Origin of the sequence: Pseudomonas sp. UBA6323 (assembly GCF_002439135.1) — a bacterium.
Classification (GTDB): Bacteria; Pseudomonadota; Gammaproteobacteria; order Pseudomonadales; family Pseudomonadaceae; genus Aquipseudomonas.
Genome location: NZ_DJSX01000002.1, coordinates 91,799 through 111,048 on the forward strand (window position 1 = coordinate 91,799; position 19,250 = coordinate 111,048).

20 protein-coding genes are annotated in these 19,250 nt (G+C 64.7%); 11 read left to right on the top strand and 9 right to left on the bottom strand.

What is annotated here, in order from left to right; translation table 11 throughout:
- The first annotated feature begins 95 nt into the window (after window positions 1-95).
- The 3 genes from B3P22_RS00615 to B3P22_RS00625 all read left to right on the top strand — a co-directional run bounded on the left by B3P22_RS00615 (window position 96) and on the right by B3P22_RS00625 (window position 2,817).
- On the top strand, window positions 96-1,037 hold the full coding sequence (locus B3P22_RS00615) for a YgfZ/GcvT domain-containing protein (protein ID WP_296269471.1): 942 nt from the start codon (window positions 96-98) through the stop codon (window positions 1,035-1,037).
- 47 nt (window positions 1,038-1,084) lie between these two features.
- Window positions 1,085-1,921, top strand: a complete 837-nt coding sequence (locus tag B3P22_RS00620) for an HDOD domain-containing protein (protein ID WP_197856046.1) — start codon at window positions 1,085-1,087, stop codon at window positions 1,919-1,921.
- 140 nt (window positions 1,922-2,061) lie between these two features.
- Window positions 2,062-2,817: a substrate-binding periplasmic protein gene (locus B3P22_RS00625; protein ID WP_296269472.1), complete on the top strand. Its 756-nt coding sequence runs from the start codon at window positions 2,062-2,064 to the stop codon at window positions 2,815-2,817.
- Here the strand turns inward: B3P22_RS00625 and B3P22_RS00630 are convergent.
- A complete protein-coding gene (locus B3P22_RS00630) occupies window positions 2,800-4,197 on the bottom strand; it encodes a sensor histidine kinase (protein ID WP_296269473.1) in 1,398 nt (465 codons plus the stop codon). The two genes, B3P22_RS00625 and B3P22_RS00630, sit on opposite strands and share 18 nt — an antisense overlap.
- Window positions 4,194-4,865, bottom strand: coding sequence for a response regulator (locus tag B3P22_RS00635; protein WP_197856049.1), 672 nt, complete (start codon window positions 4,863-4,865; stop codon window positions 4,194-4,196). The genes B3P22_RS00630 and B3P22_RS00635 overlap by 4 nt, the downstream gene beginning before the upstream one ends.
- 257 nt (window positions 4,866-5,122) lie before the next feature.
- On the opposite strand from B3P22_RS00635, the gene B3P22_RS00640 reads away from it, so the two are divergent.
- The 5 genes from B3P22_RS00640 (at window position 5,123) to B3P22_RS00660 (ending at window position 10,431) form a co-directional block, all read left to right on the top strand.
- The gene (locus B3P22_RS00640; protein ID WP_296269519.1) at window positions 5,123-6,388 is read left to right on the top strand and encodes an OprD family porin; all 1,266 of its coding nucleotides are present in this window, start codon (window positions 5,123-5,125) and stop codon (window positions 6,386-6,388) included.
- Window positions 6,389-6,419: 31 nt separating this feature from the next.
- Window positions 6,420-7,397 (top strand): Bug family tripartite tricarboxylate transporter substrate binding protein, encoded by a 978-nt coding sequence (locus tag B3P22_RS00645; protein WP_296269474.1) that lies wholly within the window; start codon window positions 6,420-6,422, stop codon window positions 7,395-7,397.
- Window positions 7,398-7,459: 62 nt separating this feature from the next.
- On the top strand, window positions 7,460-7,903 hold the full coding sequence (locus B3P22_RS00650; RefSeq protein WP_296269475.1) for a tripartite tricarboxylate transporter TctB family protein: 444 nt from the start codon (window positions 7,460-7,462) through the stop codon (window positions 7,901-7,903).
- 1 nt (window position 7,904) lies between these two features.
- The gene (locus tag B3P22_RS00655) at window positions 7,905-9,425 is read left to right on the top strand and encodes a tripartite tricarboxylate transporter permease (protein ID WP_197856053.1); all 1,521 of its coding nucleotides are present in this window, start codon (window positions 7,905-7,907) and stop codon (window positions 9,423-9,425) included.
- Window positions 9,409-10,431 (top strand): AbrB family transcriptional regulator, encoded by a 1,023-nt coding sequence (locus B3P22_RS00660; protein WP_296269476.1) that lies wholly within the window; start codon window positions 9,409-9,411, stop codon window positions 10,429-10,431. The genes B3P22_RS00655 and B3P22_RS00660 overlap by 17 nt, the downstream gene beginning before the upstream one ends.
- Window positions 10,432-10,535: 104 nt before the next feature.
- Here the strand turns inward: B3P22_RS00660 and B3P22_RS00665 are convergent, their stop codons facing one another.
- The gene (locus B3P22_RS00665; RefSeq protein ID WP_296269477.1) at window positions 10,536-11,417 is read right to left on the bottom strand and encodes an RluA family pseudouridine synthase; all 882 of its coding nucleotides are present in this window, start codon (window positions 11,415-11,417) and stop codon (window positions 10,536-10,538) included.
- Between the two features lie 125 nt (window positions 11,418-11,542).
- Between B3P22_RS00665 and B3P22_RS00670 the strand changes: the two genes are divergently transcribed.
- From B3P22_RS00670 to B3P22_RS00680, 3 genes are all read left to right on the top strand, one after another.
- Entirely contained in the window at window positions 11,543-12,214 is a 672-nt protein-coding gene (locus tag B3P22_RS00670; RefSeq protein WP_296269478.1) for a COG3650 family protein, read from the top strand.
- Between the two features lie 154 nt (window positions 12,215-12,368).
- On the top strand, window positions 12,369-13,562 hold the full coding sequence (locus tag B3P22_RS00675) for an MFS transporter (protein ID WP_296269479.1): 1,194 nt from the start codon (window positions 12,369-12,371) through the stop codon (window positions 13,560-13,562).
- Window positions 13,563-13,710: 148 nt separating this feature from the next.
- Window positions 13,711-15,324, top strand: a complete 1,614-nt coding sequence (locus tag B3P22_RS00680; RefSeq protein WP_296269480.1) for an NAD(P)/FAD-dependent oxidoreductase — start codon at window positions 13,711-13,713, stop codon at window positions 15,322-15,324.
- A 364-nt stretch (window positions 15,325-15,688) separates the two neighbouring features.
- On the opposite strand, the gene B3P22_RS00685 is transcribed toward B3P22_RS00680, so the two are convergent.
- The 6 genes from B3P22_RS00685 to B3P22_RS00710 form a co-directional block, all read right to left on the bottom strand.
- Window positions 15,689-16,204: a GNAT family N-acetyltransferase gene (locus B3P22_RS00685; RefSeq protein WP_296269481.1), complete on the bottom strand. Its 516-nt coding sequence runs from the start codon at window positions 16,202-16,204 to the stop codon at window positions 15,689-15,691.
- A 109-nt stretch (window positions 16,205-16,313) separates the two neighbouring features.
- Complete coding sequence (locus B3P22_RS00690; protein WP_197855296.1) at window positions 16,314-16,652, bottom strand: Na+/H+ antiporter subunit G; 339 nt, start codon at window positions 16,650-16,652, stop codon at window positions 16,314-16,316.
- Window positions 16,653-16,664: 12 nt separating this feature from the next.
- Window positions 16,665-16,934 carry a K+/H+ antiporter subunit F gene (locus B3P22_RS00695; protein WP_161864383.1) on the bottom strand — a complete coding sequence of 90 codons (270 nt, stop codon included), beginning with the start codon at window positions 16,932-16,934 and terminating at the stop codon, window positions 16,665-16,667.
- Window positions 16,919-17,416 (bottom strand): Na+/H+ antiporter subunit E, encoded by a 498-nt coding sequence (locus B3P22_RS00700; RefSeq protein ID WP_296269482.1) that lies wholly within the window; start codon window positions 17,414-17,416, stop codon window positions 16,919-16,921. The genes B3P22_RS00695 and B3P22_RS00700 overlap by 16 nt, the downstream gene beginning before the upstream one ends.
- Complete coding sequence (locus B3P22_RS00705) at window positions 17,413-18,924, bottom strand: monovalent cation/H+ antiporter subunit D (RefSeq protein WP_296269483.1); 1,512 nt, start codon at window positions 18,922-18,924, stop codon at window positions 17,413-17,415. The genes B3P22_RS00700 and B3P22_RS00705 overlap by 4 nt, the downstream gene beginning before the upstream one ends.
- Window positions 18,921-19,250 (bottom strand): Na+/H+ antiporter subunit C, encoded by a 330-nt coding sequence (locus B3P22_RS00710; RefSeq protein WP_024307413.1) that lies wholly within the window; start codon window positions 19,248-19,250, stop codon window positions 18,921-18,923. The genes B3P22_RS00705 and B3P22_RS00710 overlap by 4 nt, the downstream gene beginning before the upstream one ends.

A 19,250-nucleotide genomic window follows, 5' to 3' on the forward strand; every position in this document is an offset into this window, starting at 1 on the left:
ACCCGGCGCTTTTCCGCTTTTTGCCTGCCGCCTGTAGCCTGCTGCCTGTAGCCGCTCTTATCATGTCGTCTTTCCCAGCCAAACCGATTCCGATCATGGCCGATAGCGCTTACTTCACCCTCCTCGATCACGAAGGCCTGCTCGCCGTGCGCGGCGCGGACGCGGCCAAGTTCCTGCAGGGCCAAGTGACCTGCAACCTCAATTACCTGAGTGCCAGCCAATCGAGCCTCGGCGCTCGCTGCACGCCCAAGGGCCGCATGCTGTCGAGCTTTCGCATCGTCCCGGTGGACGACGGCTACCTGCTGGCCATGGCCCGCGAGCTGATCGAGTCGCAGCAGGCCGACCTGCAGAAATACGCGGTGTTCTCCAAATCCAAGCTCAGCGATGAAAGCGCCGCCTGGGTCCGCTTTGGCCTGGCCGGCGGCGACGCCGTGCTCAGCGAACTCGGCCTGCAACTGGGAGCTGCCAGCGACGCCATCACCAGCGCGGGGCAGTTGATTGCCATACGCCTGAGCGATGGTCGTGCCGAGTTGTGGGCTCCGGCCACCGAGGCGGAGCAATTGCGAGACCGCCTCGCCGCCCTGCTGCCGCGAGCACCTCTGAACGACTGGCTGCTGGCTCAGGTACGCGCGGGTGTAGGCCAGGTGTTCGGCGCCACGCGTGAGCTGTTCATCCCACAGATGATCAACCTGCAGGCCCTGGGCGGCGTGAGTTTCAAGAAGGGCTGCTACACCGGGCAGGAGATCGTCGCGCGCATGCAGTACCTGGGCAAACTCAAGCGCCGCCTGCAGCGCCTGCGCCTGGTCGCCGAAGCACTACCGGCCGTCGGCGATGAATTGTTCTCCCCGGTGCATGGCTCCAGCGTCGGCGAAGTGGTGCTCGCGGCCCAGGCCGGCGATGCCATCGAACTGCTCGCCGTGCTTCAGGAAGACGCCGTGAACGACGGCCGCATTCATCTCGGCAGCAGTGATGGCCCGGCGCTGACCCTGCTCGATCTGCCTTACCAGCTGGATGCCGACAAGGAAATCCAGCGCTGATTAACGTCCTGGCGCCGCCGCATCGGGCCGCCTATAGAGAGCCTTTAATGAGCAAGCTTGCTGAAAAAGTCCAACAGGAACTGATCCATGCCATCGAAAACGATGAGCTGGTGCTACCCACCCTGCCCGAAGTGGCGCTGAAGGTTCGCGAAGCCGCGGAAGACCCCAACGTGGGCATCCCACAGATCAGCAAGGTGATCGGCAACGATGCTGCCCTCACCGCGCGCATCATCAAGGTGGTCAACAGCCCACTGCTGCGCAGCAGCAAGGAGATCACCGACCTGCAGATGGCAGTCAGCCGCCTGGGCATCAACTACACCTGCAACCTGGCCACCGGGCTGGCCATGGAGCAGATGTTCCAGGCCACCAGCGACGTGGTTGATCGCAAAATGCGCGAAGTGTGGAACAAGAGCACTGAAATTGCCGGTATCTGCCATGTGCTGTGCCGCCACTACACGCGCCTGATGCCGGACCAGGCCACTCTCGCCGGCCTGGTGCACCAGATCGGCGTGCTGCCGATTCTCACCTATGCCGAAGAACACAACGAGCTGCTGGCCGACTCCATCAGCCTCAACCACGTGATCGAGCAGATCCATCCGATCATCGGCGACAAGATCCTGCGTACCTGGGAGTTCCCAGAGCCCATCGCCGTCGTGCCCAGCCAATATCTGGACTTCAGCCGCAACTCGGCCAAGGTCGACTACGTCGACATCGTCCAGGTCGCCACTCTGCAGAGCTACCTGGGCAGCGAGCACCCCTACACCCAGCTCGACTGGAGCAAGGTACCAGCGTTCGCCAAGCTCGGCCTGGACCCGCAGGTTGATATGCAGGCCGACGAAGACATGTCGGCTGCGATGGAAGCAGCAATGAGCATGCTGCAATAAATACATCTCGCCAGGGATGGCAAGAAAATTGTCGGGAACAATTTTTGACGTCGCTGCGCGACGGCCCGAAGGGTGATCTACAGGGATGTAGGTGACAAAATGCCTCTACACTCAAGTCGATCGCCTGAGGAAGTAGAGCCATGCGTTATGCATTTGTCCTGCTCGTCCTGTTGTTCGGCAGCGTCCAGGCTGCCGAGCAAGTGCGTCTTACCAACGGCGAATGGCCACCCTATCAGGGCGAAAGCCTGCCCCACCAGGGTGTCGCGTCACGCATCATCGCCGAGGCATTCGCGCTGCAGGGCATCGACGTGCAATGGGAGTTTCATCCCTGGGCGCGCTCTCTGAAAATTGCTGAGCAGGGCCTGCGCCCAGGCAGCGCCGTCTGGTTCTACAGCCCTGAGCGCGCAGAGCACTTTCTCATCAGCGACGCGGTAATCGAAAGCGGCTATCACCTGTTTTATCGCAAGGATTTCGCCTTCGACTGGCGCGACATCAAGGACCTGCGCGGCCTGCGCATCGCCGTGACACGTGGCTATGATCACGGCGACGCCTTTCGCCGCGCCGAAGCGGCCGGTGAACTCCAGGTGGTGCGCCTGACCAGCGATGAACAGGGTCTACGTCAATTGCTCGCCGGGCGCATCGACCTGTTTCCGGTCGACAAGGTGGTAGGCTTCGACCTGCTGCACCGAAAGTTCACTGCCACCGAGCGCCAGCGCCTGAGCTTTCACCCCAAGCCGCTGCACAGCGCCAGCATGTATCTGCTGCTGTCGCGCAACGTGCCTGGCAATGTCGAGCTGATGCAGCGCTTCAACCTCGGCCTTAAGCAACTGCGCGACAGCGGCAAGGTTTCCCAGTACCTGATGGAGATTCAGCAACCGCTAAGCCTCAGCCACTGATAGCGGAAATTCAACGCGCACCCGCAGGCCGTGCGGCTGCGCCTGATGCAGGCTGATTCTGGCCTGATGGGCGCGGCAGATCTCACCGACGATGGCCAAACCAAGGCCCGCACCATTGCCCAGATTGCTGCGCCTGTAGAAGCGCTCGAAAACCTTCTCGTGCTCGGCTTCGGGAATGCCCGGGCCGTCATCTTCGACCTCCAGCACGGCTGGCGCCAAGGCGCGGATGATCAGATTGCCACCGGCCGGTGTATGCGCCAGCGCGTTATCCAACAAATTGCTCAACAACTCATTGAGCAGCGTTGGCTCGCCATCGATCCACACCGGCTGCTCAGCCTCCAGCGCCAGCGCAACGCCACGGGCGTGAGCCAGGGGCGCCATGGCCAGACCCAGTTCGCGGGCCAGCTGGCTGAGGTCTATACGCTGCGCGCCCCCTTCGGTAATGGCCCGTGCGCCACTTTCGATACGCGCCAGGGACAGCAGCTGATTGGCCAGCAAGGTGAGGCGGTCCCCCTGCTGCGCCGCCTGTTCCAGCGTGTTGCGCCACTCCTCGGGTTGCTCGGCACGCAAACCCAGAGCAATGCGCGCCTTGAGCGCCGCCAGCGGCGTACGCAACTCATGGGCCGCGTCGGCAATGAACTGCGACTGACGCTCGAACAACCTCTGCAAGCGCTCGTTGAACTGGTTGAGCGTTTCCACCAGCGGCAGCACCTCACGTGGCAGCCCCCCGTCCGGCAGCGGCTGCAGGTCATCACTGGCCCGTTCGGCCACTTCCCGGCGCAGCGCCTCCAGCGGGCGCAAGGCCAGGTTCACCGCCAACCACACCAGCAACAATGCGCTGACCGAAAGCAGACCCATGCGCCACAGGGTGCCGATCAGCAGCTCACGGGCCATACGCTCACGCGCGCCCTGGGTTTCCGCCACGCGGATTTCGGCAATGCCATTGAGCTGTGGCTCGCTGACCGGCTGCAGCAGACTGACCACGCGGACACCCTGATTGCGGTACTGGGCATCGTAGAAATGCGCCAGTGCCGGATAGTCATCGGTGCGCGGCGTACCCGGCGGCGCTGGCGGCAGGTCCTCGTAACCGGAGACCTGATTGCCCTGCAGATCGAGCACCTGGTAGTAGATGCGCCCGGCGCTGTCGTAGGCGAAGGTATCCAGCGCTACGTAAGGGATATTCGCGCGCAGCCGGCCATCCTCGGTATACAGTCCATCGGCCACGGCCCGCGCCGACGCCAGCAGCGTGCGGTCATAGGCCGTATCCGCTGCACGGCGGGCACTCCAGTAGGCACTGAAGCTGCTCAATAGCAGGATCAGCGACAGCAGCAGTGCCAGACGCCGCAGCAGACGCCCGCGCAGGCTGACGCCACGGTTCATGCCTCGACCGCCTCCAGCAGGTAGCCGAGACCGCGGAAGGTGACGATACGCACGGCGCTGCCTTCGAGTTTTTTGCGCAGGCGATGAATGTAGATCTCGATGGCATCCGGGCTGGCGTCCTCGTCCAGACCGAACACCTGCGCCGCCAGTTGCTCCTTGCTCATCACCCGGCCAGGCCTGGCGATCATCGCCTCCAGCACCGCCTGCTCACGGGCGGTGAGGCTAAGGGCCTCGCCACCGAGGCTGAAACGGCGAGCGCCGAGGTCGTAGACCAGATCGCCACAGCGCTGCAATTGCTCGCCGCCGAGCACGCTGCGCCGCAGCAGGGCCTTGACCCGCGCTTCCAGCTCGGTCAATTCGAAGGGCTTCGCCAGGTAGTCATCGGCGCCGAGGTTGAGCCCGTGCACGCGGTCCTTGACCTCGCCACGTGCGGTCAGCATCAGCACCGGCAGGGTCTGGCCACGGTCGCGCAGACGCGCCAGCACGGCGAAACCGTCCAGCCGTGGCAGGCCGATATCGAGAATCGCCAGCGCATAATCCTCGCTGGAAAGCGCCAGATCAGCCGTGACGCCATCGTGCAGCACGTCCACCGTCCAGCCTGCGCCTTTCAACGCCTGGGCCACGCTTTCCGCCAATTGCGGATGGTCTTCGACCAGCAGAATCCGCACCGCTACCTCCAACTGCAGCATCGTTAAAGGCGCGCAGTTTAGCGCCGCTACGCCTGCTGTGAATTGCTCAAATGCCAAAGCGGCAAACGAAACGGTATCCGCGCAGCCCTGCGCTGGTAACGCTGAAAAACTTTTCACCATGAAAGCCTAGCGAAAGCTTGCCCTCATAGCATCGATCAAAGGTGGCTCGATCCACCTGCTCAAGCGACCTGGCAGTGGTGCCAGGTGGCGACAAGAACAAAAATGGAGACCACATGATGCTCGCAGCCTCACGCCAGGCCCTGCCGACTGTCCGCCTGCTCTGCCTGGCAATCGCCGCCACCGGCGCTGCCCCCCTCGCCAACGCCGCCTTCATCGAAGACAGCACCGCCAGCCTCACTGCCACCAATATCTACCTCAACCGTGACTTCCGCGAAGGCTCCGGCCAGAACAAGCGCGAAGAATGGGGTCAGGGTTTTCGCCTCGACCTGCAATCGGGCTACACCGAAGGCACCGTGGGCTTCGGCCTCGACGCCATGGGCCTGCTCGGTATCAAGCTCGATTCGGGTCGCGGCCGCACCGGCACCGACCTGTTGCCCGTTCACGACGACGGGCGCTCCGCCGACGAGTTCAGCCGCCTGGGCCTGACCGCCAAGGTCAAGGTCTCCGCCACCGAACTGCGCTACGGCTCCCACGTGCCGGAACTGCCGGTGGTCAAGGCCAGCGACAGCCGCCTGCTGCCGCAGGTGTTCGAGGGCGGCCTGCTGACCTCTTCCGAACTCGAAGGCCTGACCTTCACCGGCGGCCGCCTGGACAAGGTCATCGACCGCGCCTCCACCAACGAAGAAGACATGGTGCTCAACAGCAAGAACCGTCGCTTTGCCGGTGGCGTCAGCGCTGACCACCTGGACCTGGCTGGTGTCGATTACAAATTCGCGCCCGGTTTCACCGGCCGTTACTATTTCGCCGATCTGGACGACATCTATCGCCAGCATTTTCTCGGCCTGCTGAGCAGCCACAAGGTTGGTACCGGCACCCTGAGCAGCGACCTGCGCCTGATCTACAGCAGCGACAGCGGCGCCGCCGAGGCCGGCAAGGTCGATAACCGCGCCATTAATGCCATGGTCAGCTACGGCCTGGGCAACCACAAGGTTGGCCTGGGCTTCCAGGACATGAGCGGCGACACCGGCTTCGCCTACATCGACGGCAGCGATCCGTTCCTGATCAACTTCGTGCAGATCAACGATTTCGCCAACGCCGACGAGCGTTCCTGGCAGGCTCGCTACGACTACAACTTCGCCGGCATCGGCGTTCCCGGCCTGACCTTCATGACCCGCTACATCCGCGGTGACGACGCGCGCATCGCCGGCTCCGACGAGCGTGGCGGCGAATGGGAGCGCGATATCGAATTCAAGTACGTTGTCCAGAGCGGCCCGCTCAAGGACCTTTACGTACGGGTACGCAACGCCAGTTTCCGCTCCGACTTCGCCCGCGATGCGGACGAGAACCGCGTCATCGTCGGCTACACGCTGCCAATCTGGTAAACAACAACAAGACTCGCGAGGAATCACCGTCATGAAATCCGTCCTGACCCGCGCCGCGCTGGCAACCGCCTGCCTTGCCTTTGCCGGCCAACTGCTGGCTGCCGAACCCAAGCGCCCCGAATGCATCGCCCCGGCCAAACCCGGTGGCGGCTTCGACCTGACCTGCAAGCTGGCCCAGAGCGGCCTGAAGGATACCGGCCTGCTCAAGGCGCCGATGCGCGTCACCTACATGCCCGGCGGCGTTGGCGCCGTGGCCTACAACGCCGTGGTCGCCCAGCGCGCCAAGGACCCGGGCACCATCACCGCCTTCTCCTCCGGCTCGCTGCTCAACCTGGCCCAGGGCAAATTCGGCCGCTACGACGAGAACGCCGTGCGCTGGCTGGCCGCCATCGGCACCGACTACGGCGCCATCACCGTGCGTGAAGACGCCCCGTGGAAGAACCTCAACGAGCTGGTCGAAGCTCTGAAGAAGGACCCGACCAGCGTGGTCTTCGGCGCTGGCGCGACCATTGGCGGCCAGGACTGGATGCAAACCGCGCTGATCGCCCGCGCAGCCGGTATCGACCCGCAGTCGCTGCGCTACGTGGCCTTCGAAGGCGGCGGCGAAACCCTTACTGCCATGCTCGGCGGCCACGTGCAGGTCACCTCCAGCGGCCTCGGCGAAGTCACCCCGCAACTGGCCGCCGGCAAGGTGCGCATCCTCGCCGTACTGTCCGACGAGCGTCTGCCGGGCAAGCTGGCCGGTATCCCCACCGCCAAGGAACAGGGTTTCGACATCAGCTGGCCGGTAATCCGTGGTTTCTACATGGGGCCGCAGGTCAGCGACGAGCAGTTCGCCTGGTGGCAGCAGCAGTTCGAGCAGATGCTGGCTCGTGACGACTTCGCTGCGCTGCGCGAGCAACGTGACCTGTTCCCCCTGTCGCTCACCGGCGACGAGCTCAACGCCTTCGTCCTCGAGCAAGTGCAGGAATACAAGGCGCTGGCCGGCGAGTTCGGCCTGGTCCAGTAACTCTCCTGCGTAATCCGCGCTCGGCCACCATCCGGTGGCCGGCGCTCCTGAGGTAAATCTCCATGTACGTTCGCCTGTTCTCCGCGATCTGGCTGCTGCTGTGCGCCTGGCTCGCTGTCATTGCCTGGGGTTTCCAGGCGCCCTTCGCCTACGACCCGGTCGGCCCGCGCGCCTATCCGCTGCTGCTGCTGGCCCTGATGGGCGCCGGCAGCCTGTGGCTGATCTACAAGCCCGGGATGCTCGAGCAACGCCTGGACATTCCGACCGCGCTGCGCAGCGCGCTGTGCGTGGTGGCACTGCTGGCCTATGCCCTGACCTTCGAGCCGCTCGGCTTCGTCATCAGCACCGCCCTGGCCACCTTCGCCCTCGGTCTGCTGTTCACCGGCCGCCTTTTGCCCTGCGCGATCAGCGCGGTGCTGATGGGTGTGCTGCTGTACGTATTGTTCGATCTGCTGCTGGACGTGCCCCTGCCGCTCGGCCTGCTTGAAGCCTTCGTGGAGAGCTGAAATGGAAACCCTTAACTTCCTCATGCAGGGCTTCGACGTCGCGACCCGACCGACCAACCTGCTGGTGGCGCTGTTCGGCGCCTTCGTCGGCACCGTGGTCGGCCTGCTGCCGGGCCTCGGCCCTATCAACGGCGTGGCGCTGCTGCTGCCGCTGGCGTTCGCCCTCGGCCTGCCGCCGGAAACCGCACTGATTCTGCTCGCTGCCGTGTACCTGGGCTGCGAGTACGGCGGCCGTATCTCCGCCATCCTGCTCAACGTGCCGGGCGACGCCGCGGCCATCATGACCACCCTCGACGGCTACCCGCTGGCCCGTCAGGGCAAGGCCGGCATCGCCCTTTCGCTGTCCGCCGTCAGCTCCTTCATCGGCAGCATCATCGCCACCTGCGGCGTGGTGCTGTTCGCCCCGCTGCTGGCGAAATGGGCGGTGGCCTTCGGCCCTGCCGAATATTTCGTGCTGATGGTGTTCGCCATCGCCTGCCTCGGCGGCATGGTCGGCGACAAGCCGGTCAAGACCCTGATGGCCGCGCTGATCGGCCTGGCCCTGGCCACGGTGGGGGTGGACTCGACCACCGGGGTGTATCGCTTCACCTTCGACAGCGTCAGCCTGTCCGATGGCATCCAGTTCGTCATCGTGGTGATCGGCTTCTTCAGCGTCAGCGAAATTCTCCTGATGCTGGAAAAGACCCACGGCGGCCAGAAAGCGGTGAAGGCCAGCGGCCGCCTGCTGTTCAACTTCAAGGAGTTCTGCCTGAGCTTCTGGACCATGATCCGCAGCGCCCTGGCAGGCTTCGTCATCGGCACCCTGCCCGGTGCCGGCGCAACCATCGCCAGCGCCATGACCTATATGACCGAGAAGCGTCTGGCCGGCAACAAGGGCCGCTTCGGTGACGGCGACCTGCGCGGCCTGGCCGCTCCGGAAGCGGCCAACAACGCCTCGGCCTGCGGCTCGCTGATCCCCATGCTGACCCTCGGCGTACCGGGTTCGGGCACCACAGCGGTGATGATCGGCGCGCTGACGCTGTACAACATCACCCCCGGCCCGCTGCTGTTCGAACAGCAACCGGACGTGGTCTGGGGCCTGATCGCCTCGCTGTTCATCGGCAACGTCATCCTGCTGGTTATGAACATCCCGATGGTCGGCCTGTTCTCGCGCATGCTCAGCGTGCCGAACTGGGTGCTGGTACCGGCGATCACCGTGGTCAGCATGGTCGGTGTCTATGCGGTGCACAGCACCACCTTCGACCTGGTGCTGATGATCGTACTCGGCGTGTTCGGCTACATTCTGCGCAAGCTCGATTTCCCGCTGTCGGCGCTGATCCTCGGTTTCGTGCTCGGCGAGCTTATGGAAGACAACCTGCGCCGCGCGCTGTCGATTTCCGCCGGTGACCTGGGCATCCTCTGGGGCAGCCCGATCACTCTGGTGCTGTGGGCATTGGTGGTGCTGATGCTGGCCCTGCCGGGCATCCGCTGGATACGCCGCCGCAAGCAGATCAAGGCCGGGGCCGATGCCGCTGCCGCGTGATCTCTGGGTGACGCCGCTGGCCGGAGTGGTCGGCGGCTACCTGGCCAGCCTCGCCGGCTGGCCTTTGCCGTGGATGGTCGGATCCCTGCTGGCGGTGATCGCCGTGCGCTGCCTGACCGACCGCCCCTTCAGTGAACTGCCGGGCGGGCGCAAGGCCGGCCAGTGGCTGGTGGCCAGCGGTATCGGCCTGCACTTCACCAGCGAGGTGCTGGAACAGGTGCTGAGCCATCTGCCAGTCATCATCATGGGTGCCTTCGGCACGCTCCTGCTCAGCCTGATCGGTATCGCCATCCTGCGCCGCGCCGGCGTCGACCGCGCGACCGCCTTCTTCGCCAGCATGCCTGGCGGCGCCAGCGAGATGGTCAACTTGGCCCTGCGCCACGATGCGCAGCCCGCGCGCGTCGCGGCGGCACACAGCCTACGCCTGCTGCTGGTGGTGCTGCTGATTCCGGCGCTGTTCACCTGGGGCCTGCCCGATGCCAGCGCACCGCCGCGTGCACCGGTGGATTGGACCTGGCTGATCGGCCTGCTCGCCGCCGGCGCGGTGCTGGCAGCGCTGTGGGGGCGCCTGAAACAACCCAACCCCTGGATGCTCGGCCCGCTGATCGCCTGCGCCGTGGCCAGCGCCAGCTTCGACCTGCACCTGGGCATGCCGCATGGCATGGGCCAACTCGGCCAGTGGCTGATCGGCAGCGCCCTGGGCTGCCACTTCGACCGCGCGTTCTTCCGCAGCGCGCCGGGTTTTCTCGCCCGCGTGCTGCTGTTCACCCTGCTGGCCATGCTCGCCGCTGCGGGTCTCGGCGAGATGCTCGGCTGGCTGGCCGGCGAAGATCACCTGTCGCTGATGCTGGGCATGATGCCCGGCGGTATCACCGAGCTCTGCCTGACCGCCGAAGCGTTGCAACTGTCAGTGGCACTGGTCACCGCCCTGCAGGTGCTGCGGCTGTTTCTGGTGATGTTCCTCGCCGAACCCTTATTCAAGCTCTGGTGCAAGAGCCACGCTTAGCCCGCCATGTGCGGGCTTTTTTTGCACGCCTGGCTATGTGACAAGGAAAAAGCTCGCGGCTGAAGCCCCTCCCACAGCCGTGGGGTGCGCCGTGCGCACCAGGGCTACCACTGCAACTGCAGTTCGCTCTCGAACTCGCGCAGGTGGCCGCTGACTGGATCAACGAAACGCAGACCACGCGCCAGCAGCTTGAGCGGCTTGTCATAGTCATCCGGCTGGCCGCGACTGTCGTGCAGCTCGGGGTAGAAATCATCACCGACGATCGGCGCGCCGAGCCCGGCCAGATGCACGCGCAGCTGATGCTTGCGCCCGGTTACCGGCGACAAGCCGTAACGCCACAGTTCGCCGCGTCGCTCCAGCACCTCGATTCGGGTTTCGCTGTTGGCCTCGCCCGCGACTTCCTGCATGCGAAAGAAGGGCTCGCCATCGACCATGCGCGAACGGTGCAGGTAGGGAAACTGCAACTGCGGCAGCGCAGGAGCGATGGCCTCGTAGCGTTTTTCCACCGCGCGCTGGCGAAACAGTGCCTGATACTGGCCGCGGCTGGATGGGTTGACCGAGAACAACACCAGACCGGCCGTCAGCCGGTCGATGCGGTGGATCGGCACCAGGTCGGGATTACCGGTGCGCTTGATCAGGCGCGCCAGCAGGGTCTGCTCGACATACTCACCCGCCGGCATCACCGGCAGAAAATGCGGCTTGTCGGCGACCAGCAGGTGCTCGTCCTGCCATAGCACCTGTTCGACGAAGGGTATCGGCGTCTCGTTCGCCACCTCACGGAAATAGCGCACCTTGAGCCCAACCTGATAGGGGTGCGTGGCATCGATGGGTGCACCACCGGCATCCAGTACCCGACCGCGCGCCATACGCTGCAACCAGGTGGCGCGATCGATGGCGGGAAAGTGATCGCACAGGCAATCGAGTACCGTGGCCCAATCGCCCTGTGGCAAATGAAGGGTGCTGGGACGCATGAGGGGGCTGGGCATTGCAGAGGCTGCTCGATCGGACCGGACGGGCGAATTAGGCCGCACTCGCCAGGCTCAGTCAAAGCAAACGGCTTGAGCCAGGGGCGCGCTGTGGCTATGGTGGCCGCTCGTATCTGGAGAGACCCATGTCCATCACCCGCTCCCTGCTCACCAGCGTCGCCCTACTCCCGCTTCTGGCCGCCTGCCAGGTCTACACCGGCAAACCGGAAGGGCCGCCTGCGGCCACCCGCCTGCAGGGTCAGGTACAGGTCGAGAATGGCCAGCTGGTTTTCATGCCCTGCCAGGAGCAGCGCCGCTTCGTGCTGGTCGATGGTGATAGCACCGGTATCGAGCGGGAAGTCACGCAACTCGGCAGCGATGGCCAGGCCAGCCTGTTCGCCGACCTCGCCGGCCACCTGGGCGGCAGCCAGGGCAAAGGCAACGACGGTCGCTTCGAGGTCAGCCAGATCTATCGCCTGCAAGGTGAAGGACACGGCTGCGACGACCTCAACTTCAAGCGCCTGGCCCTGCGCGCCAGTGGCAACGAACCGTTCTGGCAGCTGGAGGTCGGCAGCAAGGGGCTGGTACTCAACCGCCCCGATCACGAGCCGCTGGCCCTGCCCTACCTGGAAGAACAGATGCCGGACGGCCGCCTCAACTTCAGCAGCGAGGCCAACGGCCAGCGCCTCGATCTTTGGGTCGCCCCGCAGCGTTGCGTCGACGGCATGAGCGGCGCGGTCAATCACCTCAGTGCCGAACTGCGTCTCGATGGCCAGGTGCTGCGCGGCTGCGCGCACTTCGGTGCCCTGCGCAACTGAACCTCGCGATACCGGTGCACAGCATCGGCAAGCCGGACAAATGGCCCCGCCGAACTAGGGGTGCGACACCTTGCACGTCTGACGACCGCGGGGTCGCTCGCGGCAGGGCCGCTCATCTGAGCCCCGGCGCGAGACGTACACCAAGGATTTCTACATGTCTCATTCCGCCTCAACGGCCGCCGACCAATCCGGCGCCTCGCCCGCCGCATGGTGGGCCGTCGTGTCGCTCGCCCTCGGTGCCTTCGGGCTTGTGACCGCGGAGTTCCTGCCGATCAGCCTGCTCACGCCCATGGCGACCGAGTTGGGCGCCTCCAACGGTGTCGTGGGCCAGGCCATTACCGCTACGGCGGTGGTCGCGGCATTTGCCGGCCCACTCGTGGTGCTGGGTTCCGGCCGACTGGATCGCCAGAAGATCGTCTGGGGCTTGATGGTGGTGCTAGTGCTTTCCAGCGTCCTTTCGGCCTACGCCGAGACCGTCACCGTCCTGCTGATCGCACGCGGCTTGCTGGGCTTCGCCCTTGGCAGCTTCTGGGCCATGATGACCGCATTGGCCCTGCGCCTGGTGCCGCCCGACAAGGTGCCGAAAGCCATCTCGATCATCCTCATGGGCATTTCCTTCGCCACGGTGTTCGCCGCTCCGCTAGGTGCCTTCCTGGGTGACCTGTGGGGCTGGCGCATGAGCTTCCTCGCTGCATCCGGTATTGGCGTGGTGGCGCTGGCGATCCAGATGCTGACTTTGCCCAGACTGCCGGCGGCCGCTGCACCGGGGCTGGCTTCGTTCAAGGCCGCATTGTCGCGTCGCGCGGTGGTCATCGGCCTCGTCACGGGGTTGCTGGTCATTTCCGGGCACTTCGCTGCGCTGACCTTCATCCGCCCCTTTCTCGAGGAGGTACCGCGCCTGGATGTCGCCACCGTGTCGCTGACCCTGCTGGCATTCGGTGTCTGCGGTTTTTTCGGCAACCTGATCGGAGGCATCGTTGCCGCGCGCAGCCCGGCGTGGGCGGTGGCCAGCTGCTCGTTCCTGATCACCCTCGTGGCGCTTGCATTGGTGCTATTCGGTGCCGAAGTGAACGTCGCGTTCGTGGCGACCGCTCTGTGGGGCTTCGCCTTCGGCGCCTTCCCGGTGTCGATCTCGGTCTGGAACGCGCGGGCGGCTGCCGACCACGCCGAAAGCGCGGGCGCACTGCTGTCCTCGACCTTCCAGGTAGCCATTGCCGCAGGGGCGGTACTCGGCGGACTGATCATCGAAGGCCTTGGCCCGCAGGCGGTGATTCTCTATGCCGCTGTGGCAACCCTGGCCGGCGCCGCCCTGATGTTCGCGCGCGGTCGCGCACTGGAAAGACGCTGAGCACCGCGCGTCGGTTCAGCCCGCGCCTGGTTGGCCTAATCTGAGCCGGGACAGCCACTGACGCAGCGCCCTTTCGCCCTGCGAATCCCGTACAATCGCCGACCTTCTTCACCTTGCCGGATCACCACCGGCCAACCAGGACACCGCCATGCTTCGTCTGACCGAACTGAAACTTCCCCTAGACCATGCCGACGAAGCCCTGCGCCCGGCCATCGTCCAGCGCCTGGGTATCGCCGATGCCGACCTGCTGGCCTTCAGCGTGTTCAAGCGCAGCTACGATGCGCGCAAGAAGTACGGCGATATGCCTTTCATCTACACCATCGATTGCGAAGTGAAAAACGAAGCGGCGCTGCTGACGCGCCTGAGCGGTGACAAGCATGTCGGCCCGGCGCCGGACATCGCCTACAAACCGGTCGGTAAGGCCGAGGCGCCACTGGATGAGCGCCCTATCGTGGTCGGTTTCGGCCCCTGCGGCATCTTCGCTGCGCTGATCCTGGCGCAGGCCGGCCTGCGTCCCATCGTGCTGGAGCGTGGCAAGGAAGTACGCCAGCGCACCAAGGACACCTGGGGCCTGTGGCGCAAGAACGTGCTCGACCCGACCTCCAACGTGCAGTTCGGCGAGGGCGGCGCCGGCACCTTCTCCGATGGCAAGCTGTACAGCCAGATCAAGGACCCGAACCACCACGGGCGCAAGGTGCTGGAAGAGTTCGTCAAGGCCGGTGCGCCGGACGAGATCCTCTACGTCAGCAAGCCACACATCGGCACCTTCCGCCTCACCGGCGTGGTCGCCACCATGCGCGAGGAGATCAAGGCCCTCGGCGGTGAAGTACGCTTCCAGCAGCGCGTCAGCGACCTGCTGATGGAAGACGGCCAGCTTACCGGCGTGGTGCTGGGAAACGGCGAGCAGCTCAACAGCCGCCATGTGGTGCTGGCCCTCGGCCACAGCTCGCGCGACACCTTCCGCATGCTCCATGCCCGTGGCGTGTACCTGGAAGCCAAGCCCTTCTCGGTGGGTTTCCGCATCGAGCATCCGCAATCGCTGATAGACCGCGCGCGCCTGGGCAAGTACGCCGGCCATCCGAAGCTCGGCGCCGCCGACTACAAGCTTGTGCACCACGCCAGCAACGGCCGCTCGGTCTACAGTTTCTGCATGTGCCCGGGCGGCACCGTGGTCGCCGCGACCTCCGAACCGGAGCGCGTGGTCACCAACGGCATGAGCCAGTACTCGCGCAACGAGCGCAACGCCAACGCCGGTATCGTCGTCGGCATCACCCCCGAGCAGGACTACCCGGGCGGCCCGCTGGCCGGCGTGGAGCTGCAGGAGCGCCTGGAGTCCCACGCCTACGTGCTCGGCGGACGCAACTACGAGGCGCCCGGGCAACTGGTCGGCGACTTCATCAAGGGCACGCCGTCCACTGCCCTGGGTGAGGTGCAGCCTTCCTACAAGCCGGGGGTGAAACTGGGCGATCTGGCGCCCTCGCTGCCGGACTTCGCCATCGAAGCCATCCGCGAGGCGCTGCCGGCCTTCGGCAAGCAGATCAAGGGTTTCGACCTGGCCGATGCGGTGCTCACTGGCATCGAAACGCGCACCTCCTCGCCGGTGCGCATCACCCGTGGCGACGACCTGCAAAGCCTGAACCTCAAGGGTCTGTACCCCGCCGGCGAAGGCGCGGGCTACGCCGGCGGCATTCTTTCAGCCGGGGTCGACGGCATCCGTGTGGCCGAAGCGGTAGCCAGGGACATGCTTGGGTTGAATCGCTAAGCCTGCGCGCGAAGGGGCCGGCTTCCAGGTCCCTGATTCGCCAAGCTGGCGAGCGTGCCTGGACTTATCGCGGATAAATCGTTCCTACCAGTCCGCCGCACCAACACGCGGCTTTTTCTGTAGGAGCGAATTTATTCGCGATTCGGGTAAATGTGCCCGCCTTTTTCGCGGATAAATCCGCTCCTACCAGTCCGCAGCACCCACACGCGGCTTTTCTGTAGAAGCGAATTTATTCGCGATTCGGGCGAACGCGCCAGCCTTCTTCGCGGATAAATCCGCTCCCACCGGTCACGCGCGTGCCGCAACACCGGGCGCCTTCTGTAGGCGCGAGTTCATTCGCGATCCTGAAGCAGCCACCGCCCCGTCAATCGTCATCACGGCGGATGCAGCACAGCGTCGTGCGCCCCGAACCATTGGGGCGCCGGTCCGGGTCGGCATAGGTCAGCAACTCTGCGAAACCGGCCTTGCGCATCATGCCTGCCGAGGCGGCGTTCTCTTCGTGGCGATCGATATAGACATCGCGCACACCCAGTCGCCAGAGATCCTGCACTGCCGCCGTGAGCAGATGAGCGCCCAGTCCGCGACCGGTGCAATCGCGATGCACCACCGCCTCGCAGATATAGCCATGCAGCTGCTCGGCACGGGCGGCAGGTTGCTGAGCGGCAAAATCCCGGGTAAGGCGATAGCTGACCACCCCCAGCAGCTGCCCCCGCTCCTCGGCCAAAACGGCCAGCGTCGCGCTCGTCGCAATACCCTGCAGGTGCTGGCGAACCTCGACTTCGGGCAGATGATTCCAGGGATTGGGCCCGTGTTCGAGAATCAGCGCGCAGAGCGCCTCGATATCCTCGGCACCGGCCTGACGGATGACCAGCTCGCTCATGCTCCTGACTCCCCTGACGCAGCGCGTCCTTTGCTTAAAGGATGCAGTCTAGGGTGGGCGATCGCCTGGCGACAGTTACAGCCAGGCGCGAGAAATGCCTGACAGTGGATCAGTGATCATCGTCCCACGGCTGGCCACGGGTCCGCTCGAACAGTTCGAGCTTCTTCTGCATTGCCGCCTTGGACAGGATATGTGCGCTAACCGGTGCAGTGAGGAACAAAAACAGCGTGATCAGTAGCTCGTGCAGGCTGAGGCTGCCGGTGTGGTGGGCGAAAAACAGCATCGAGGCGATCAGCGTACCGCCCACCCCCAGCGTGGTGGCCTTGGTCGGACCATGCAGACGGGTGAAGAAGTCCGGCAGGCGATACAGGCCGATGGCGCCGACCAGGGCGAACAGGCTACCCAGGATCAGGCAGGCGCAAATCAACAGTTCCAGCCAGAACGGCATGGTCATTTCCCCTTAATCGATGATGTCGCCGTGCAGCAGGTGTTTACCCACCGCGACCGTGCCGACGAAGCCCATCACCGCGATCAGCAGTGCGGCTTCGAAGAACAGATCCGATGCCAGCCAGATGCCGAACAGCATGATTAGCGCCAGCGCGTTGATGTATAGGGTATCCAGGGCCAGGACCCGGTCGACCACGCTCGGCCCTTCGACCAGGCGCGCGACGTTGAGTAGCATCGCCAGCGTGAGGATGCCCATGCACAGGAAGACTACGTTCTCGAGCATTCGAAAATCTCCAGCAGCGGCGTTTCATAACGGCTCTTGACGGCCGCGACCAGCTCGTCGCGGTCCGGCACGTCGAGCCCGTGCACCAGCAGCGTCTTGTGATCGGAGCTGAGACTGGCAGAGACCGTACCAGGGGTCAGCGAGATGATGCAGGCCAGGGTCGACAGGACGAACTCATCCTGGATCTCTACCGGTACCTCGACGAATGCCGGCTCCAGGCGCGATTTCGGGCCCAATACCAGCTTTACCACCTGCAGGTTGGCCACCACGATGTCGTAGAACACCTTGCCAATGAACAGCAGCAGCAGCAGCGGCTTGCGCACCCTGGGCACGTGCAGCAGGAAGTCGCCGCACAGATGTACGATGGACCAGGCAAGAAACGCCCCGAGCAGGATATGCCCCAGATTGAGGGTGTTGACCAGCAGCAGCCAGAGCACCATCAGAACCAGCATCATCCGCGGGTGAGGGAAGAAACGTCTCATGCCGCACCTCCGGCAATGATCGACAGATAGGGTTGCAGATCCAGCAGTTGCGCCGCTGCCGCCTCCAGGTACGCCAGGATCGGCTTGGCGGCGATCAGCAGCAGCGGGCTGGCCAGCAAAAGGCCCAGCGTAGCCAGCAAGCTGATGCGATCAGCCGGCTCGGCTTTGGACGGTGCTGCGTCCGCGCCGTGGCCCAGCCAGAACAGACTGGTACCGGCACGGCTCAGCGCAACCAGGGTCAGCAAGCCGCCGATCAGCACCACCGGCCACAGACTCCAGGCCTGCCAACCCGGCTCGGCCGCGCGCAGCAGCGACATCTTGCCGAGGAAGCCGGAGAACGGCGGCAGCCCGGCGATGGAGATGGATGCGAAGAAGAACATGCAGCCCAGCAACAGCGGCTGACGCAGTACACGCTCCTGCTGCAGATCACCGTCTGCGCTGTCACGCTGGGCGACCACCAGGCCGGCGAGCAGGAACAGCGCACCGCTGATCAGCGTGCTGTGCAGCATGTAGTAGAGCGCAGCACTCAGCGCCGCGGCATTGCCAATGGCGAAGCCGGCCAACAGGGTACCCACCGAAACCACCACCAGATAAGCCAGCAGCGCCTGCAGCTGACGTGCACCCAGGGCACCAATGACGCCAAAGGCGATGGTCGGCAACGCCAGCCACCAGAGCAACTCATGGCCGAGATGGGCCAGCGGCCCGGCCTGTTCGCCAAACACCAGGGTGAAAACGCGGACGATGGCGTAGAAACCGACCTTGGTCATGATGGCGAACAAGGCGGCCACCGAAGCGGGCGCCGCGGCGTAGGCGCGCGGCAGCCAGAAGCACAGCGGCAACACGGCGGCCTTGAGGCCGAAAACGATCAGCAGCAGGTAGGCGGCGGCCTTGATCAGCGGCGCATCGGCAACATCAACGCTGGCTACGCGCGCGGCCAGGTCCGGCATGTTCAGAGTCCCGGTCAGACCGTATAGCAGGCTGACGCCGATCAGGAAGAACGATGAGCCCAGCAGGTTGAGCACCACGTAATGCACGCCGGCTCTGACCTGATTGGCGCGGTTGCCGTGCAGCAACAGCGCATAGGAAGAAATCAGCAGAACCTCGAAGAACACGAACAGGTTGAACAGGTCCGCAGTCAGGAAGGCACCGTTGATGCCCAGCAGCTGGAACTGGAACAACGCATGGAAGTTTGGCCCGCGCTCGTCGTCGCCACGGCAGGCGTAGATCAGCGCCAGGCTGGCCAACAGCGCAGTAACCAATAGCAGTGCCGCGTTGAAGCGGTCGAGCAGCAGCATGATGCCGAACGGCGCCGTCCAGTTGCCAAGGGCGTAAACCTGCAGCTGCCCTGCCCCGGCCAGCGTCACCAGATATATCCCCACTGGCAGCAGCGCCAGGCAGCCCACCAGGGAAATGCCTCGTCTGATCTCGCGCGACCAACCGTGACCGACCAGCAGCAGCGCGCCGAAGAACAGCGGCAGAAGAATGGGGAGGATGATGGCGTGACTCATGCGCGCGGCTCCTCGCCATCGACGTGATCGGTTTTCAGCTCACCCAGCCCGCGCAGGGCCAGCACCACGACGAATGCGGTCATGGCAAAGCCGATGACGATCGCGGTCAGCACCAGCGCCTGCGGCAGCGGATCACCGTACTCGGCGCTCTTGCCGATCACCGCTGGCACGCCGGTACCGAGACGGCCCATGGCGAAGATGAACAGGTTGACCGCGTAGGAGATCAGGGTCAGCCCCATCACCACCGGGAAGATCCGTGCCCGCAGCAACAGATAGACGCCGCTGGCAGTCAGCACCCCGAGGGTGATTGCGAATACTGCCTCCAT

Bases quoted from the DNA above. Each gene is read 5' to 3' on its own strand.
- B3P22_RS00615 (WP_296269471.1), top strand. From the start codon at position 96: ATGGCCGATAGCGCTTACTTCACCCTCCTCGATCACGAAGGCCTGCTC.
- B3P22_RS00620 (WP_197856046.1), top strand. From the start codon at position 1,085: ATGAGCAAGCTTGCTGAAAAAGTCCAACAGGAACTGATCCATGCCATC.
- B3P22_RS00625 (WP_296269472.1), top strand. From the start codon at position 2,062: ATGCGTTATGCATTTGTCCTGCTCGTCCTGTTGTTCGGCAGCGTCCAG.
- B3P22_RS00630 (WP_296269473.1), bottom strand. From the start codon at position 4,197: ATGAACCGTGGCGTCAGCCTGCGCGGGCGTCTGCTGCGGCGTCTGGCA.
- B3P22_RS00640 (WP_296269519.1), top strand. From the start codon at position 5,123: ATGCTCGCAGCCTCACGCCAGGCCCTGCCGACTGTCCGCCTGCTCTGC.
- B3P22_RS00645 (WP_296269474.1), top strand. From the start codon at position 6,420: ATGAAATCCGTCCTGACCCGCGCCGCGCTGGCAACCGCCTGCCTTGCC.
- B3P22_RS00650 (WP_296269475.1), top strand. From the start codon at position 7,460: ATGTACGTTCGCCTGTTCTCCGCGATCTGGCTGCTGCTGTGCGCCTGG.
- B3P22_RS00655 (WP_197856053.1), top strand. From the start codon at position 7,905: ATGGAAACCCTTAACTTCCTCATGCAGGGCTTCGACGTCGCGACCCGA.
- B3P22_RS00660 (WP_296269476.1), top strand. From the start codon at position 9,409: ATGCCGCTGCCGCGTGATCTCTGGGTGACGCCGCTGGCCGGAGTGGTC.
- B3P22_RS00665 (WP_296269477.1), bottom strand. From the start codon at position 11,417: ATGCCCAGCCCCCTCATGCGTCCCAGCACCCTTCATTTGCCACAGGGC.
- B3P22_RS00670 (WP_296269478.1), top strand. From the start codon at position 11,543: ATGTCCATCACCCGCTCCCTGCTCACCAGCGTCGCCCTACTCCCGCTT.
- B3P22_RS00675 (WP_296269479.1), top strand. From the start codon at position 12,369: ATGTCTCATTCCGCCTCAACGGCCGCCGACCAATCCGGCGCCTCGCCC.
- B3P22_RS00680 (WP_296269480.1), top strand. From the start codon at position 13,711: ATGCTTCGTCTGACCGAACTGAAACTTCCCCTAGACCATGCCGACGAA.
- B3P22_RS00685 (WP_296269481.1), bottom strand. From the start codon at position 16,204: ATGAGCGAGCTGGTCATCCGTCAGGCCGGTGCCGAGGATATCGAGGCG.
- B3P22_RS00690 (WP_197855296.1), bottom strand. From the start codon at position 16,652: ATGCCGTTCTGGCTGGAACTGTTGATTTGCGCCTGCCTGATCCTGGGT.
- B3P22_RS00695 (WP_161864383.1), bottom strand. From the start codon at position 16,934: ATGCTCGAGAACGTAGTCTTCCTGTGCATGGGCATCCTCACGCTGGCG.
- B3P22_RS00700 (WP_296269482.1), bottom strand. From the start codon at position 17,416: ATGAGACGTTTCTTCCCTCACCCGCGGATGATGCTGGTTCTGATGGTG.
- B3P22_RS00705 (WP_296269483.1), bottom strand. From the start codon at position 18,924: ATGAGTCACGCCATCATCCTCCCCATTCTTCTGCCGCTGTTCTTCGGC.
- B3P22_RS00710 (WP_024307413.1), bottom strand. From the start codon at position 19,250: ATGGAGGCAGTATTCGCAATCACCCTCGGGGTGCTGACTGCCAGCGGC.